Annotated in this window: 15 protein-coding genes; 6 read left to right on the top strand and 9 right to left on the bottom strand. The window is 62.2% G+C overall.

Annotated elements, in window-relative coordinates:
* The first annotated feature begins 1 nt into the window (after position 1).
* Entirely contained in the window at positions 2-1,582 is a 1,581-nt protein-coding gene (locus RhoBH5_RS19805; protein ID WP_212633981.1) for a signal peptidase I, read from the top strand.
* Positions 1,582-2,178: an alternate-type signal peptide domain-containing protein gene (locus RhoBH5_RS19800; protein WP_047269470.1), complete on the top strand. Its 597-nt coding sequence runs from the start codon at positions 1,582-1,584 to the stop codon at positions 2,176-2,178. The genes RhoBH5_RS19805 and RhoBH5_RS19800 overlap by 1 nt, the downstream gene beginning before the upstream one ends.
* A gap of 43 nt (positions 2,179-2,221) precedes the next feature.
* On the opposite strand, the gene RhoBH5_RS19795 is transcribed toward RhoBH5_RS19800, so the two are convergent.
* Genes RhoBH5_RS19795 through RhoBH5_RS19785 form a run of 3 tightly spaced genes read right to left on the bottom strand, consistent with a single transcriptional unit; the run spans position 2,222 to position 4,342 of the window.
* Positions 2,222-3,445: an O-succinylhomoserine sulfhydrylase gene (locus RhoBH5_RS19795; RefSeq protein ID WP_172403504.1), complete on the bottom strand. Its 1,224-nt coding sequence runs from the start codon at positions 3,443-3,445 to the stop codon at positions 2,222-2,224.
* A complete protein-coding gene (locus tag RhoBH5_RS19790; RefSeq protein WP_007726822.1) occupies positions 3,442-3,870 on the bottom strand; it encodes a rhodanese-like domain-containing protein in 429 nt (142 codons plus the stop codon). Before RhoBH5_RS19790 ends, RhoBH5_RS19795 begins: the two co-directional genes overlap by 4 nt.
* Positions 3,871-3,916: 46 nt before the next feature.
* Complete coding sequence (locus tag RhoBH5_RS19785; RefSeq protein ID WP_007726820.1) at positions 3,917-4,342, bottom strand: Rv0361 family membrane protein; 426 nt, start codon at positions 4,340-4,342, stop codon at positions 3,917-3,919.
* Between the two features lie 230 nt (positions 4,343-4,572).
* On the opposite strand from RhoBH5_RS19785, the gene RhoBH5_RS19780 reads away from it, so the two are divergent.
* Both RhoBH5_RS19780 and RhoBH5_RS19775 read left to right on the top strand, forming a co-directional pair.
* Entirely contained in the window at positions 4,573-5,970 is a 1,398-nt protein-coding gene (locus tag RhoBH5_RS19780; RefSeq protein ID WP_003944405.1) for an FAD-dependent oxidoreductase, read from the top strand.
* 109 nt (positions 5,971-6,079) lie between these two features.
* Positions 6,080-6,919, top strand: coding sequence for an amidohydrolase family protein (locus RhoBH5_RS19775; protein WP_223304639.1), 840 nt, complete (start codon positions 6,080-6,082; stop codon positions 6,917-6,919).
* Here the strand turns inward: RhoBH5_RS19775 and RhoBH5_RS19770 are convergent.
* The 6 genes from RhoBH5_RS19770 to RhoBH5_RS19745 all read right to left on the bottom strand — a co-directional run bounded on the left by RhoBH5_RS19770 (position 6,823) and on the right by RhoBH5_RS19745 (position 11,288).
* Positions 6,823-7,305 (bottom strand): DUF456 domain-containing protein, encoded by a 483-nt coding sequence (locus RhoBH5_RS19770; protein ID WP_042924222.1) that lies wholly within the window; start codon positions 7,303-7,305, stop codon positions 6,823-6,825. The two genes, RhoBH5_RS19775 and RhoBH5_RS19770, sit on opposite strands and share 97 nt — an antisense overlap.
* Entirely contained in the window at positions 7,302-8,537 is a 1,236-nt protein-coding gene (gene purT / locus RhoBH5_RS19765; RefSeq protein WP_003944342.1) for a formate-dependent phosphoribosylglycinamide formyltransferase, read from the bottom strand. Before purT ends, RhoBH5_RS19770 begins: the two co-directional genes overlap by 4 nt.
* A 40-nt stretch (positions 8,538-8,577) precedes the next feature.
* Complete coding sequence (locus RhoBH5_RS19760) at positions 8,578-10,083, bottom strand: GGDEF domain-containing protein (protein WP_235808468.1); 1,506 nt, start codon at positions 10,081-10,083, stop codon at positions 8,578-8,580.
* 240 nt (positions 10,084-10,323) lie between these two features.
* The gene (locus tag RhoBH5_RS19755) at positions 10,324-10,470 is read right to left on the bottom strand and encodes a hypothetical protein (protein ID WP_007726811.1); all 147 of its coding nucleotides are present in this window, start codon (positions 10,468-10,470) and stop codon (positions 10,324-10,326) included.
* A gap of 362 nt (positions 10,471-10,832) precedes the next feature.
* Positions 10,833-10,955 carry a hypothetical protein gene (locus tag RhoBH5_RS19750; RefSeq protein ID WP_019749478.1) on the bottom strand — a complete coding sequence of 41 codons (123 nt, stop codon included), beginning with the start codon at positions 10,953-10,955 and terminating at the stop codon, positions 10,833-10,835.
* A 210-nt stretch (positions 10,956-11,165) separates the two neighbouring features.
* Positions 11,166-11,288 (bottom strand): hypothetical protein, encoded by a 123-nt coding sequence (locus RhoBH5_RS19745; RefSeq protein ID WP_003944443.1) that lies wholly within the window; start codon positions 11,286-11,288, stop codon positions 11,166-11,168.
* A gap of 320 nt (positions 11,289-11,608) precedes the next feature.
* On the opposite strand from RhoBH5_RS19745, the gene RhoBH5_RS19740 reads away from it, so the two are divergent.
* Both RhoBH5_RS19740 and RhoBH5_RS19735 read left to right on the top strand, forming a co-directional pair.
* Positions 11,609-13,342 carry an ABC transporter ATP-binding protein gene (locus RhoBH5_RS19740; RefSeq protein ID WP_270008706.1) on the top strand — a complete coding sequence of 578 codons (1,734 nt, stop codon included), beginning with the start codon at positions 11,609-11,611 and terminating at the stop codon, positions 13,340-13,342.
* Positions 13,339-15,405 (top strand): ABC transporter ATP-binding protein, encoded by a 2,067-nt coding sequence (locus tag RhoBH5_RS19735; RefSeq protein WP_042924214.1) that lies wholly within the window; start codon positions 13,339-13,341, stop codon positions 15,403-15,405. The genes RhoBH5_RS19740 and RhoBH5_RS19735 overlap by 4 nt, the downstream gene beginning before the upstream one ends.
* Positions 15,406-15,511 lie beyond the last annotated feature (106 nt).

Raw genomic sequence — 15,511 nt, 5'->3', positions numbered from 1 at the left:
AATGTCCCGACACACGAAGATGTCACCGAAAGCCTCGACGCCACGTCGGATTCAGGAAATTCTGCTCACGCTCGGCGCGCTCGCAGGATTTGCTTGCATTGCCCTCTTCATAGCCGGATTGGCCTTCGGCATCTCACCGCTGATCTTCAAGAGTGGATCGATGTCTCCCGCGATCAACACCGGGGCACTGGCATTTGCGCGAACAGTGCCTGCTTCAGAAATTCAAGTCGGTGACATCGTCAGCGTCTCCGACAGCCAAGGCACGCGCATCACCCATCGTGTGGAATCAATAGATCAGCAGGGCAACAACCTTGCCGTCGCACAACTGCGTGGTGATGCAAATCCGATCGCCGATCCCGATCCCTACGTCATCACCGAAGCCGATCGCGTCTTCTTCAGCATCAACCGCCTCGGATACGTGGCCGTCTGGCTGTCCGGACCGAGTGGGCTTGTGCTTGGTGCGATTGCCGTCGGCGGGCTCCTGTACATCGCGTTCCGTCGACGTGAGGCTTCCGACGCGGAGGAACCTCAGCGGGATCGTCAGGACATACGCGGCGACTCCCATGCCCTCAAGGCCATCGTCGCCTTGGCTACGGTCGGTCTCACGGTGGTCGGTGTGTCCCAGATCGGTGGTACCAAGGCGGGGTACACCGACACAGCCACGGCAACAAGCATTCAGTTCGGCACTGCTGCAACCTTTCCCACGTCTCCAAGCGCAGCCAGTTGCGCGGTGAATTTTGCGCTCGTTGTTCCGGTCGCGGTGACAATCACCTGGCCCGCGACTGTCGGAAGCTCATACCGTCTCATTGCCCGCGATAGCAACGGATCCTTGTTGGGATCGAATGACTACACCGCAACGTCTACTACAGGCTCCATGAGATACGGCTCGGGCGGTACAACAGTCGCGTTCCCGCTCATCGTCGGCACCTACAACATCGAAATCCATGGACTGAGCGGCACGTCGGTCACGCCGTCGTACTCCGGCTACCAATTCAGCATTCTCGTCGGCCTGCTCTACTCGTGTGGCGGTCCGATCAGCGGGACATCTGCTCTCAGTCGATCGGCAGCGCCGGCACTGGCGGCAGACGCTCCGAGCACTCCTACTACGGCCGTCACTTCCACGACCGCCTCATCCACCACGCCCACCACGACATTGGCGCCGGCTGTGACAACCACCAGCACAACTGCACCGTCGACAACCACCTCGTCACCGGCTACAACTACGGCGCCCCAGACGACGACCGCTACAACGACAACGACAACGACAACGACAACGGTGCCACCAACTACGACCACCCCGAGCGAGGTTCCCGTCGACGCCCCGGCGACCACGACCGGTCTCAGCGCCCAGAAGCTCTCGACTGCCAGCGGAACGGTTGTGTCCGTGTCGAATTCATCGGGCGCTGAGGTATATCGAGGTCCCGTTGACAGCGACGCTGTCCTGCATTGGCTCACCGGAACCGATCAGTTGTATGTGATCACCACTGGCGGCGTCACCGTCATCGACACGTCAACGGGAGTCTGGGCCGAATCTCCTGCCCCGAGCGAACTTCCGGACGAGATCAAGGCGCTGGTGCCGTGATGAGAAAGACAACGAAAGCTGCCATGGCAGTTGCCGCGGCCGGAGCCGTATTGCTCGGCGGTTCGGGCACATTGGCGAAGTGGACCGACAGTGCGACCCTGACAAGCGCCGCTGTCCAGTCCGGGACCCTGGATCTGGGAGCATGCGTGACCACGAGCGGCGGGGGTTGGTATTCGCAGGTCTACGTCAACGCGCCCACCAATCCGAATCCACTCGTATATATCCCGGACATCACTACCTACCGGCTCAAGCCCGGATTCAACTACACATATTTCTGCGATTCGAAGGTGATGGCCACCGGCCCACGTCTGAAAGCGAACGTGACAGTCGACAAGACCAAGTTGAGCGGCGGGCTCGCGGCCGCCAACATCGACCTTCGCACGTACGTCACGGATCAGAGCAACAATCTGCTGTACGACAGCACAGCACCGACGCCGAACCTCATCGCGGTCACGTCGGCCCTGAACAACACCAATCTGACGGCGCAGGTGTTGTTCACGATCTACCCCACCGACACGACAAGCTCAGGTCTCACACTGAATACGACGGCGTTGACGATCGACGTCAAACAACTGGGTCTCACGCCCGCACCGTAGAACGCCTTGCCGTCGGAAGTTCGAGGCAAGGCGCTCCAGCGATTCAGCCGAGTGCTCGCTTCAGATCAGCCAACAGATCAGCCGTGTCTTCGAGCCCGACGGACAGTCGGACAACGCCGTCTGTAAGACCCACTGCTGCACGGCCTTCCGGACCCATGGCCCGGTGCGTTGTCGTGGCGGGGTGAGTGATCAACGACTTGGAATCTCCCAAGTTGTTGGAGATGTCGATGACGCGCAGGCCGTTGAGAACCTCGAACGCCCGCTTCTTGCCCTCTCCGTCAGGCGCATCGAGCTCGAACGTGACAACCGTTCCGCCGCCGCTCATCTGAGACTTCGCGAGCTCGTGCTGCGGATGCGACGTCAGGTACGGATACTTGACCCACTTGACGCCGGAGTGTCCTTCGAGGAATTCGGCGATCTCGAGTGCCGAAGCCACGGAGTGCCGAATACGGACCGGCATCGTCTCCAGGCCCTTGAGCAGAGTCCACGCATTGAACGGGCTGAGCGCAGGACCGGTGTGCCGCATCAGTTCTCGAACGGGACCGCTGATGTATTCCTCGGTACCGAGAATCGCGCCACCGAGCACGCGGCCCTGACCGTCGATGTGCTTGGTGCCGGAGTACACCACGACGTCGGCACCCAGATCGAGGCTGCGCTGCAGAAGCGGCGTCGCGAAGACGTTGTCCAGCACTACCTTTGCACCGGCTGCATGAGCAAGCTCCGACACCCGTCGAACGTCGACGAGAGATTGCATCGGGTTGGACGGCGTCTCGAAGAACACTGCCGTGGTAGGCACGGACAGCGCCTCTTCCCACTGCGCGTTGTCTTCACCGTCGACGAAGACGACCTCGACTCCCCAGCGCGGAAGAATCTCGTTGCACACGACGAAGCAGGATCCGAAGAGGCTGCGCGCAGCCACCAATCGGTCGCCGTTGGCCAACAGTGCGCCCAACGCCGTGAAGACTGCCGACATTCCGCTGGCAGTCGCAAAGCAGGCTTCCGCGCCTTCGATGAGACGCAGACGCTCTTCGAACATCTTGACGGTCGGGTTGCCGTAGCGGGAGTAGACAAAATGATCCACCTCGCCGGTGAAGGCTTGTTCGGCGGCTTCTGCACTCTCGTAGACGAATCCGGAGTTGAGGAACAGCGCTTCGGAAGTCTCCTCGAACCCGGTACGCATCAGTCCGCCGCGAACTCCGAGAGTGCCGAGACCGACGTCGTCCGGCAGCGCTCGTTGAAATGCGCCACCCTGGGGAATTCCGCTCACTGCTGCCTCCATGGCAAGCCGATGGCCCGCCAACCTACAAGTCCGCGATGTCCGTCGGCACCCAATGCGCCTTCGAACCCGTCGAGCACGTTGTACGACGGGCCGATGCCCGCCGCAGTCGCAGCTTCCGCCGCACCGATGGAACGTTGTCCGGATCGACACAGGAAAATCACCGGGCGCTCCGACCCGGAGGAATCAGCAGTGATGCCGGCTTCCTTCAACTGGTCGACGAAGTTGTCATTGCGCGCGCCGGTCGGGTGGCTCACCCATTCGATCAGTGCGGCCTGCTTGCCGAGGGAGGACACATCGGGGACACCGACGTACTTCCACTCCGCATCGGTCCGCACGTCGACCAGCACGGCGTCGGGGTTTTCGCGGAGCAGCTCCCAGGCTTGCTCCGGCGTCAGATCGCCTGCGTAACTCACGTAGTCCATGTTTTCACAAGACTGCCGTGAGCGCCTGAGCGGGCCGTCAGTTGCAGACGACCCAACGGTTGCCGTCACGGGTCAGGGCCCAGGTCGAGACTCGCTCGCCCGCTCCGCCACCGGTGATCGTCACGTCGGCCCGGGCGCGATCGCCGTTGACCGCGACCCCGTCCACACCCTTCAGCTCGACCGTCCCGTCGACGCCGGCCATCGGACCGTTGCTCGAATTGAAGCTCGCGCAGGTCAGGGTCTTGATCGTCTCCGCGTCATTCCGATTCTCGGCATCGACGTAGTCGGTGACGGAGCGGCTCACGCGGTCCGACTCGGTGACGTTCTCCTCGGCCGGCGAGATCCACGATGCGACGAAGATTCCACCCAGGATCAAGGCGACGATGGCGACAGCCAAGAGGAACGGCCCCGCAGACGCCTTCTTGCCATCGATGTTGTCGGATTCGCGCAGCTCGTCACTCATAACGCCAATAGTCCCCCACAACTTGAAATTGTGGCCCGTCAAGGATCAGGCCCCTACCCCGGATACCCGAGACAACAGGAGAATGGGAGGAAAGAATAGGTTTACCCACAACCGATCGAGTGAGAGTGTGGATCCGTTCGGCCGCAACCGAGGCACTGTGCTTAGGTTCGGCTAAATTGGATACTTGTCGATATGTTGTCCGAACTTCGAAGAAGGTAGCTGTCCTCACGATGACTGACTCCAACCGCCCACTCCGGGTCGCGATCGTCGGCGCCGGCCCCGCCGGCATCTACGCCGCCGACGCCCTCATGAAATCCGACACCGCAGTTTCCGGCCGCGGCGTCAGCATCGACCTCTTCGAGCGCATGCCCGCGCCCTTCGGCCTGATTCGTTACGGCGTCGCGCCTGATCATCCGCGCATCAAGGGCATCATCACCGCCCTGCACAAGGTGCTCGACAAGCCTCAGGTACGCCTGCTCGGCAACATCGACTACGGCACCGACATCACCCTCGACGACCTGCAGTCGTTCTACGACGCGGTCATCTTCTCCACCGGCGCCAACGCCGACCGTGCGCTCGGCATCCCGGGCATCGAACTCGACGGCAGCTACGGCGCGGCCGACTTCGTCTCCTGGTACGACGGCCACCCCGACGTACCGCGTACGTGGCCGCTCGAAGCCGAGAAGGTCGCCGTCCTCGGCGTCGGCAACGTTGCCCTCGACATCGCCCGCGTTCTCGCCAAGACCGGCGACGAACTGCTGCCGACCGAGATCCCCGCCAACGTCTACGAGGGCCTCAAGAACAACAAGGCCGTCGAGGTTCACGTCTTCGGACGCCGCGGCCCGGCCCAGGCCAAGTTCACCCCTCTCGAACTGCGCGAACTCGACCACTCGCCGACCATCGAGGTCATCGTCGACCCCGAGGACATCGACTACGACGAGGGTTCCGAGCAGGCTCGCCGCAACTCCAAGCAGGTCGACATGGTTGCGAATACGCTGCAGGACTGGGCAATTCGCGACGTCGGAGCCCGTCCTCACAAGCTGTTCCTGCACTTCTTCGAATCTCCCACGGAGATCCTCGGTGAAGACGGTAAAGTCGTCGGCCTGCGCACCGAGCGCACTCAGCTCGACGGCACCGGCAACGTCAAGGGCACCGGCACGTACAAGGACTGGGATGTCCAGGCCGTGTACCGCGCCGTCGGTTACCTCTCGCAGAACATCACGCAGTTGCCGTTCGACGACCAGGCCGGCACCGTCCCCAACGACGCCGGACGCGTCGTCGCCGACGACAACGCCGAGGGCGCAGCCCGGTTCATGCCGGCCACCTACGTCACCGGCTGGATCAAGCGCGGCCCCGTCGGCCTCATCGGCCACACCAAGGGTGACGCCAACGAAACCGTCGCGAATCTTCTCGAGGATTCCGTCGACTTCGCGGGCGCCGCGAACCCCGACGAGAACGCAGTCATCGAGTTCCTCGAAGGCAAGCAGGTTCCGTACACGACCTGGCAGGGCTGGTACCGCCTCGACGCGCACGAGCGCAGCCTGGGCGAGCCCGAGGGCCGTGAGCGCATCAAGGTCGTCGAGCGTCACGACATGCTGAAGGCATCCGAGCCCGACCGCGCGAACTGAGTGCGCGGAAGTAACTGAACAGAAGCCCTCCACCGGCCCGACGCGACCCAGGTCACATCGGGCCGGTGGTGTGTGCAGGGACCCAGGGCAACAGGGCAAAATAGACCCCGTGTTTGACGCCCATGTGCATATCATCGACCCGCGCTTCCCGCTGGTCGAGAATCACGGGTACCTGCCTGAGCCCTTCACCGTGGCCGATTACCGGGCCCGGATTGCCTCGCTGAAGGGCCTCAGCGTTGACGGCGGCGCGGTGGTGACCGCGTCGTACCAGGGCAATGACCAGGAATACCTGAAAGCTGCCTTGTCCGAACTCGGTGAAGGCTGGGTGGGCGTCACTGCTTTGCCGCTCGATGCGACGGATGAAGACATCGTTGCTCTGGACGCACTGGGAGTACGTGCCGTCCGGTTCAACCTGCGCCGCGGCGCCACCGACCTGCGTCTGCTCGCCGATCTCGCCAACCGCGCTTTCGATCTGGTCGGCTGGCACGCCGAGTTCTACGTCGATGCCACGCTGTTGCTGTCGTTGGAACCGGTCTTCGCCAAATTGCCCGCGGTGAGCATCGACCATTTGGGAATGTCCACCCGCGGACTGCCGTATCTCCTCAACCTCGTCGACCGCGGAGTGCGCGTCAAAGCCACCGGGTTCGGCCGCACCACCATCTCCGACGTCAGCGATGTGCTGCGCCAGATCCACGCGGTCAATCCCGCTGCGCTGATGTTCGGCACCGATCTACCCGGTACACGGGCACGTCGAGCGTTCGAGGTCCACGACCTGGACGTGATCGCCGACGCTGTCGGCGACGACCTGCCCGCGGTCATGTGCGACAACGCCCGCTCCTGGTACCGCTGCGCTCAGGTGAACGCAACGGCTCCCAGCCACAGCCCCGCCGCGATCAGCGCTCCGAACAGTTCCACCAGCATGGACAATCCGACTGCCTTCACCGCGTGAAGCGTCGACGACCAAGCGATGTCGTAACGGCGCAGCCGCGCTAGTTCCGCGAAATACGTTCCAACGATGAATCCGAGGAACAACCCCACGACCGGAATCACGAAGAACCCGATGATGCCGACGACGCCGCCGACCACCACCGACAGGTTGGGCACTCCCCCGGACTTCATCCGCTTGCCCGGCCACGTGTACTTCACGATCCCGGTGACCACCAGTGCCAGCGCGGACAGCGCGAACACCGTCCACGCCGTGGCACCACCGGTCATGATCGCCCACACCAGAATTGCACCGAAAACGAGAAGCGTCCCCGGGAGAATCGGAACGACGACACCGATCAGACCGACCAGGATGACCAGCCCGACGAGGACCTCGGCCGCTGGACTCATCCGACGGGACGCACCTTCGACGCAGCCTCGCGAGCACGGTCGCGTGCAGTAGGCACATCGGCGGCCGTCGACACTGCAACACCCATGCGACGACGCGTGAAGCTCTCCGGCTTGCCGAAGAGCCGCAGGTCCGTCTCGGGAACCGCGAGCGCCTCGGCGACGCCGTCGAATCCGATCCCCTTTGCCTCCACTCCGCCGTAGATCACTGCCGATGCTCCCGGAGACGTGAGCGTCGTGTCGACCGGCAAGCCCAGGATCGCGCGGGCATGCAGTTCGAACTCCGAAAGTCGCTGCGTCCGCAGAGTCACCAATCCGGTGTCGTGCGGCCGTGGGCTCACTTCGGAGAAGAAGACGTCGTCGCCCTTCACGAATAGCTCGACGCCGAAGATGCCTCGCCCGCCCAGAGCCGTGGTCACCTTCTCGGCGACGTCTCGGGCCGAGGCGAGGGCAACCGCGGACATCTGCTGCGGCTGCCACGATTCGATGTAGTCTCCGGCCTCCTGCAGGTGCCCGATCGGTTCGCAGAACGACGTCTCGACCTGACCGCTCTCACCGACGGCTCGAACTGTCAATTGCGTTATCTCGTAATCGAAATCGACAAAGCCTTCGACGATCACCCGGCCGTGATTCACACGACCTCCGGCCATCGCGTAATCCCATGCGGCGTCGAGATCTTCGGCGGATCGAACCGTCGACTGTCCCTTCCCCGACGAGGACATGACTGGCTTGATGACGCACGGGAAACCGATTCGGTCTGTCGCTGCCTGCACTTCGGCAAGCGAGTCCGCGAAAGCGTACGGCGAAGTGGGCAGGCCCAACTCCTCGGCCGCGAGCCGACGGATTCCCTCACGGTTCATCGTGAGCTGGGTGGCTCGGGCGGTCGGAATGACCACCGCACCCCCGCGTTCTTCGACGAGTGCAAGCGCATCCGTCGCGATCGCCTCGATCTCGGGAACCACGAAGTGAGGCTTTTCCAACTCGATGACGGCAAGCAGTGCTTCCGGATCGGTCATGTCGACGGTATGAGCACGATGAGCCACCTGGTGCCCAGGGGCATCGGGATACCGATCCACCGCAATCACTTCGACGCCCAGACGCTGCAGCGCGATGACAACTTCCTTACCCAACTCGCCTGATCCCAACATCATCACGCGGATGGAGTTCTCGGTCAGTGGGGTTCCGAATCGGAGCGGAAGCGTCGGCAGGGGCGAAGGCGTCGAATCAAGCTGCATGGGTGCGACTATATGCCAATCCCGATGCAGGTCAGCGCGGTTATCGGCCGTCCACCACACCTTCGCGGCCAAATCCTCGCCGGATCGTTCGGGGTAGCGCAGGTTTGCGATAGGTGCGGGTGGCAGTGTCCGGCTCGGAATTCCGTTGCGGCACGGTGTCGTTGCCGACGCGGTGCACTTTCACGAGGTTGCGCCCAGCACGCTTGGCGTCGTACAGAGCCTCGTCTGCGACGCTCATGAGGGTCGACAGCGCCGGCGTCGCATGATCGACCCACGCGACGCCGACGCTGACGGTGCTCGTCACATCTGATACGGCCGAGTACTCGACTTGCGCGCCGCGGACCGCCTCGGCGACATCGATTGCTCGCGCGTAGCTGCAGTCCGGAAGCAGAACGGCGAACTCCTCGCCGCCGAGCCTTCCGATCAGATCGCCGTCCGACAATCGGTCAGCGGCCCGCTCGGCGAAGTTCGCGAGAACGCTGTCACCGGTCATATGTCCATGCGTGTCGTTGATGCTCTTGAAGTGGTCCAGGTCGAGCATCAGCAGGCCGACCGGAGATTGTGTGCGAGCCGCGTCGGCAAGTTCCGCTTCCGCGTGGCCGAGGAACGCACCGCGCGAGAGGACCCCGGTCAGATGGTCGAATTCGACGGCAAGGAAGAGCTCACGCTCGGCAGCACGGCGTTCCTCGGTCGCACAGGCAACCGCTATCGGCCCCAACGCGATCAGTGTGACCGCTATGGATGTGATGACGTCCTCGTTCCACGTCGAGGCGGCTTGATCTCCGATGTCGAGTCGACCGCTACCCGCCATCATGAGTGACCACACCGACCAGACCACTGAAACGAAGGCAGTGCTCGGAACCGAGATGCGAGTGGCACACCAGAGGAGAGCTGGAATCGGCAAGACCAGCGCAATCGGCCCTTCGATACTGAGGGCGATCGGCACGCAGGCTGCAGTGGCGAGTAGCGGAACGCTCAGAGCGGCGACAGTTCTGGCGGTCAGTTTCCTGCGGAACTCGGCAAGGCTCGACGGGATGGTGAGAGTGAGAATGAGAGGAAGGACCAGCAGGTACGCCATGACCTCGGTGGCACCCCAGTGGAAAAACGTGTCGGCAAAGGACTGACCGCGTAAGAGCCGGTCCAAGGCGCCGGCCGTGGCCGCGGTACCAGTCGCCGCCACGAACGAGACGAAGACCATCCATACCAGCGACTGCGAATCGACCAATCGGAACGGTGTGCGCTTCAAGTAGTACAGAACGAGAACACCGAGCGTCACTCCGGCGAGGTTGGCCCCGTTCAGCTGCAGGGCAAGCGACAGCGAGTTGCCCGTAATCAGGTCAGCGCAGACGTATCCGACGGCCGCGGCGATCCACGTCCGCCATTCGATCAGGACCGGCCATCTGACCATCATTCCCAGCAGAATGGCGTTGGCGCACCAGAATGTCGCGAGCAAACCTGGTGGGCGCGTGAGGATGCCGATCAACGATGCCGCAAGTACGACGGCCAGCACTAGGAGAAGGCGCAGAAAGCGACTCGTCCCTACCATGCGTCACCTCGCGGTCGGCTACCTCTGAATTCGGGAGCACCGGACGTCGCGGTGACCGTATGCCGATGTCGTCGAACCATCGTACGCAGGTGCTGCCACTCGCAGTTCTGTGTTCACATGCCAAAACGGCAGCTGCGACCATCTCCGCAAACGCGAGTGCCCTCCGGCCACGACAGTGGACAGAGGGCACCTGCATGCAATCCGATCGGCAGAGCCGAATGGACCTGCCGGAAGGGATGACTACTCGGCGGATCCGCTGGACAGACCCGAGAGTGAACCGGTGGACGAGCCCTCGCCCTTGCCGGACAGCGATTCGGTGGGAACGGACTTGAGGAAAGCTCCGAGCGCGGTGAGCAGGGGTCCGAGGGTGCTGAGTGATCCGAACATAGGAGGTTCTCCTGTATGTGAGGTGGTGTGATGTTCCAGCGCCATTCCGGCCGCAGGCGGTGGCCGAGATGGTTCGGGAACTTCTGCCGCACGGATGGCTGAACCGCCCCCCGAACAACATCCCGAGCTGTGATGTAGCGCACTTACTTGGCGCTGCCTGCATTTATAGACCGGCTTTGCACACTTGTCTAGCTACCTAATAGCTATCAATGCGGACTTTCGATCACACCTTTACGGATAATTGCAGTTCAAAGCGCAAATTCACCCTCTAGAATGTCCCATAATGTGATTTCGCTCACAGTGAAAAGCCGAAAAGTGTGACCCGCAGACAACTGCGAGCCACACTTTCGGACAAACTGGACTTACTTATCGGCCGCCGATCCCGTCCCAGGGGTGAGAGAGCCACCACCGAGTGCCGTGAACAGGTCCTTGAGCACCGGAATGAACGTCTTGACGACGCCGCTGAAGTCTTCGAATGAACCCATGTCGGGCCTCCTTTTGTCGGAATGCAGTTGAGATGAAGTGAGGACCGAGAACTACTCGGCGGCCGAACCGGCCGAACCCGAGCCGTCTGCCGATCCCGCGTTCAACTTGGTCACGAATGCAAGAACGCTCTTGAGGAAGGCGTCGAGATTCTGAATCGAGGTCATGCGACTACTCCTGTGTTGTTTCGGAAGATTTCTCGAGGTCGAACGTCAGGAGTTCGAGCTCGCGGTGTCCAGCCCCTGAAGGGTTTTGAGCATGTTGACGAGGGGCAGAAGCTGGAGAATGCCCCAGCCCATACCGTTGGCCTTGAGGAGGTTTCCGAGGGATCCCATATGTGACTCCTTGCATGAATATCTATGACGCGGCGCACGTTTTGTTCGCTGCACGTCTTTGTAGCCAAGCTAAATACGTACGTCCAGTTTGTTTCTGTCCAATCGAAAACGTGACACATTGGATGAATATGTAAACCTGCAGTTCAGGTGCTGTGACCTGAATCCAATCTCGAATTCGAGTGTGTTCGAGATCACAGTCAATTAGGACAAAAGGATGCAATCGTCAGAGTCGGTGCCAACCTCGACCGCGATCTGTCATACCGTGTGCGTGTGATCAATCGCGAACGAGCGGCAACCGAGGCAACTCACCGGGAACCGTCGTGCTAGCAAAACTCCTCAAGACGTACCTGCCGCCGTACCGCTGGTTGCTTGCCGGGGTCCTCGCACTGCAACTCTTCGGGGCCATCGCGTCGTTGGTCCTCCCCACACTCAACGCGCGGATCATCGACGACGGCGTCGCCCGAGGCGACACCGGATTCATCATGTCCACCGGCGGGATCATGCTCCTGGTCTCGCTTGCGTCGATCATCGCGTCGGTCGCATCGACCTATCTGGCTGCAAAATCGTCGATGGGCTTCGGCCACGACGTTCGAGGCGCCTTTTACAAGGCAGTCGGCAGTTTCTCGGATCGCGAATTCAACAGTTTCGGTGCGCCGACGCTGATCACACGCAACACCAACGACGTCCTGCAGATCCAGGCCCTGGTCATGCTGACGTCCTCGATGCTCGTCAGCGCCCCACTTATGTGCATCGGCGGCATCATCATGGCTCTGCGCGAGAACCTGCAGATGTCCTGGCTCCTGACGATTTCGGTACCACTGCTCGGCATCACCGTCTCGGTCGTGGTGGCCAAGCTGATCCCGCATTTCCGGACGATGCAGACGCGGATCGACAACATCAATCGATCACTGCGCGAACAGCTCACCGGTATGCGTGTCATTCGCGCCTTCGTTCGCGAACCCGACGAAACGATCCGCTTCGACAAGGCCAACAAGGAACTGACCGACACTTCGCTCCTCATCGGCCGGTACCAGGCGGTTCTGCTGCCCACCGTCATGTTGATCGCCAACCTGTCGAGCGTCGCGGTGCTGTGGTTCGGCGCGCATCTGGTCGATACCGGAGACATGCAGATCGGCCAGATCAGCGCCTTCCTCGCCTACGTCATGCAGATCCTGATGTCCGTGGTCATGGCGACCATGTTGGCCGTCGTGATCCCCCGCGCGGCCGTGTGTGCCGACCGCATCACCGAAGTACTCGACACCGAGCCGACCGTGCCCGCGCCGGCCCAGCCCCTTCGCCCGACCAGCCCCTACGGCGTTGTCGAGTTCGGTGGAGCCGGATTCACGTATCCGGGAGCTGAAACGCCGGTCCTGTCGAATGTCTCGATGCGATGCATGCCAGGAACGGTCACCGCGATCGTCGGCAGTACCGGTAGTGGCAAATCGACCCTCGTCTCACTCATCCCCCGACTGTTCGACGTCACGGCCGGCGCCGTCTTGGTCGACGGCTTGGACGTCCGTGGCTGGGATCAGGACGAACTCTTCGCCAACTTCGGATACGTGCCCCAGAAGGCCTATCTGTTCGCCGGCACGATCGCGAGCAATATCCGCTACGGAAACCCGACCGCCACCGACGACGACATCTGGGCAGCCCTCACCATCGCCCAGGCAGACGACTTCGTCCGGGAGCTGTCCGACGGTCTCGAGTCACCGATCGCGCAGGGCGGCGGCAATCTCTCGGGCGGACAGAAACAACGTCTCGCCATCGCCAGAGCGGTGGTCCGCAGACCCCGGATCTTCGTCTTCGACGATTCGTTCTCCGCTCTCGACATGCATACGGACGCCGCGGTCCGACGCGAACTCCGGACGGTTTCGACTCATTCGACGGTCATCATCGTGGCTCAGCGCGTCGCATCCATCATCGATGCCGACCAGATCATGGTCCTCGAAGACGGTGCGCCGGTCGGCCTCGGCGACCATCAGTTCCTTGTGGCCAACTGTCCGACGTACCAAGAGATCGTGGCTTCCCAGATTCCCGCGGAGATGAGCGCATGACCAGCCCGCAGGACCCGACATGGGGCGGCCCCAACAGCCAGTACTTCGACGATGCCCCGACGGTGGTGTTCGCCAAGATTCCGAGCGAACCTGAATCCGCGGACGGGGATGCGAAGTCGAGTAACCCCGAGACCCCCGACAAAGAGCCGAAGCCCGCGCTGACCGCGACGGACACCAAACCTCGCCACTTCAAGGCGACGATGAAGCGGCTTCTCTCGCTTCTGCAGCCGCACAAGTTTGCGGTCTTCTGTGTCGTCGTTGCGACGATCGCCAGCATCGCACTCTCCGTCGCAGTGCCGAAAATCCTCGGTCACGCGACAGACCTCATCTTCGCCGGGTTCATCGGCAAGAGCCTGCCCGCCGGACTGACCCGCGAGCAGGCCGCAGACGCCATCCGGGCATCAGGGAATTCGACGTTCGCCGATCTTGTCGCCAACTCGACCGACGTCGTTCCCGGTGTGGGTCTGAACTTCGACGCCATCGGCAAGGTCGTCATGCTCGCGATCGGCGTGTACTTGCTCTCGTCGCTGCTTGCCTGGTTGGAAGCATTCCTCCTCAACATCATCGTCCAGAAGACCATCTACAACCTGCGTGCCTCGGTGGAGGCGAAGCTTCACCGTCTCCCCCTTCCGTATTTCGACAAGACACCGCGCGGCGAGATCCTCAGCCGTGTCACCAACGACATCGACAACATCTCGTCGACGCTGTCGTCGACGTTGACCTCGCTCCTGACGTCGGTGCTCACCGTCCTCGGCGTCCTGACGATGATGTTCGTCATCTCTCCGATGCTCGCCCTGATCGCACTGATCGCGGTGCCGGTATCGGTGCTCCTCGTTGCCAGGGTCGCCAAGCGAGCACAGGTGTTGTACAAGGCTCAGTGGACCGAGACGGGCAAGATCAACGCGCAGATCGAGGAGAACTACAGCGGTCGCGACCTGGTACGCGTGTACGGGCATCAGGCCGAAGCCGAGCGTGAATTCGCCGAGCAGAACAAGAAGCTCCTCGACGCGTCCTTCGGCGCACAGTTCCTCTCCAGCCTGATCATGCCGGTCATGAACTTCGTCGGAAACATCACCTACGTGCTGCTCGCTGTGGTCGGCGCTCTCAAGGTCGCCAGCGGCAACATGTCACTCGGTGACGTTCAGGCCTTCATCGTCTATTCGCGCCAGTTCAGCCAGCCACTGACGCAGATCGCGTCCATGTCGACGAGCCTGCAGTCCGGAGCCGCGTCGGCGGAGCGGGTCTTCGAGCTTCTCGACGAACCCGAGCAGTCGCCCGACATCGACGTGCCGCTTCTCCCCGAGCCCGCCGGACGTCATCGCAACGTCGGTCACATCGAGTTCGAGAACGTCTCGTTCCGGTACGAGCCGGACAAGCCGTTGATCGAGAACGTGTACCTCACGGCCCGGCCCGGGCAGATGGTCGCCATCGTCGGGCCCACCGGTGCCGGCAAGACCACCTTGGTCAACCTGCTCATGCGCTTCTACGAAGTCGACTCCGGCCGAATCACTCTCGACGACGTCGACATCTCGCAGATGCGCCGCTCCGACTTGCGCAAGCACGTCGGCATGGTTCTGCAGGACACCTGGCTCTTCGGCGGCACGATCCGCGACAACATCGCATACGGCCGACTCGACGCCAGCGAATACGAGATTCACGAAGCCGCACGCGCTGCCTTCGTCGACCGCTTCATCCACACGCTCCCGGACGGTTACGACACCGTGCTGGACGAGGAGGCGTCGAACATCAGCTCCGGCGAGAAGCAGCTCATCACGATTGCCCGAGCATTCCTGTCGGAGCCGTCGCTGCTGATTCTCGACGAGGCGACCAGCTCAGTCGACACACGTACGGAACAGCTTGTGCAGCAAGCAATGTCCGCGTTGCGCGTCGGGCGGACCAGCTTCATCATCGCGCACCGGCTCTCCACCATCCGTAACGCCGATCTGATCGTCGTGATGGAGTCGGGCAAGATCGTCGAGCAGGGCACACACGACGAACTCATCGCAGCGGCGGGCGCGTACTTCCGTCTCTACAACGCTCAGTTCGAGGGTGCCGCCGTCTAGTGATCGGCGCCTCCCTCGGTGGACACAGTGCCCCGGAGCACACCTGATCGATTCGACACGTTACCGTCGGGTCAGAAGTGTTGTCACCGTCTGAATTGGGAGTGCG

It is taken from the genome of Rhodococcus sp. BH5 (assembly GCF_027583855.1).
GTDB classification, from domain to species: Bacteria; Actinomycetota; Actinomycetes; order Mycobacteriales; family Mycobacteriaceae; genus Rhodococcus_F; species Rhodococcus_F qingshengii.
Note: the sequence above shows the minus strand (reverse complement) of the source record. Positions and strands in the feature narration are given on the sequence as shown.

Bases quoted from the DNA above. Each gene is read 5' to 3' on its own strand.
- RhoBH5_RS19735 (WP_042924214.1), top strand. From the start codon at position 13,339: ATGACCAGCCCGCAGGACCCGACATGGGGCGGCCCCAACAGCCAGTAC.
- RhoBH5_RS19760 (WP_235808468.1), bottom strand. From the start codon at position 10,083: ATGGTAGGGACGAGTCGCTTTCTGCGCCTTCTCCTAGTGCTGGCCGTC.
- purT (WP_003944342.1), bottom strand. From the start codon at position 8,537: ATGCAGCTTGATTCGACGCCTTCGCCCCTGCCGACGCTTCCGCTCCGA.
- RhoBH5_RS19755 (WP_007726811.1), bottom strand. From the start codon at position 10,470: ATGTTCGGATCACTCAGCACCCTCGGACCCCTGCTCACCGCGCTCGGA.
- RhoBH5_RS19780 (WP_003944405.1), top strand. From the start codon at position 4,573: ATGACTGACTCCAACCGCCCACTCCGGGTCGCGATCGTCGGCGCCGGC.
- RhoBH5_RS19785 (WP_007726820.1), bottom strand. From the start codon at position 4,342: ATGAGTGACGAGCTGCGCGAATCCGACAACATCGATGGCAAGAAGGCG.
- RhoBH5_RS19800 (WP_047269470.1), top strand. From the start codon at position 1,582: ATGAGAAAGACAACGAAAGCTGCCATGGCAGTTGCCGCGGCCGGAGCC.
- RhoBH5_RS19745 (WP_003944443.1), bottom strand. From the start codon at position 11,288: ATGGGATCCCTCGGAAACCTCCTCAAGGCCAACGGTATGGGCTGGGGC.
- RhoBH5_RS19805 (WP_212633981.1), top strand. From the start codon at position 2: ATGTCCCGACACACGAAGATGTCACCGAAAGCCTCGACGCCACGTCGG.
- RhoBH5_RS19750 (WP_019749478.1), bottom strand. From the start codon at position 10,955: ATGGGTTCATTCGAAGACTTCAGCGGCGTCGTCAAGACGTTCATTCCG.
- RhoBH5_RS19770 (WP_042924222.1), bottom strand. From the start codon at position 7,305: ATGAGTCCAGCGGCCGAGGTCCTCGTCGGGCTGGTCATCCTGGTCGGT.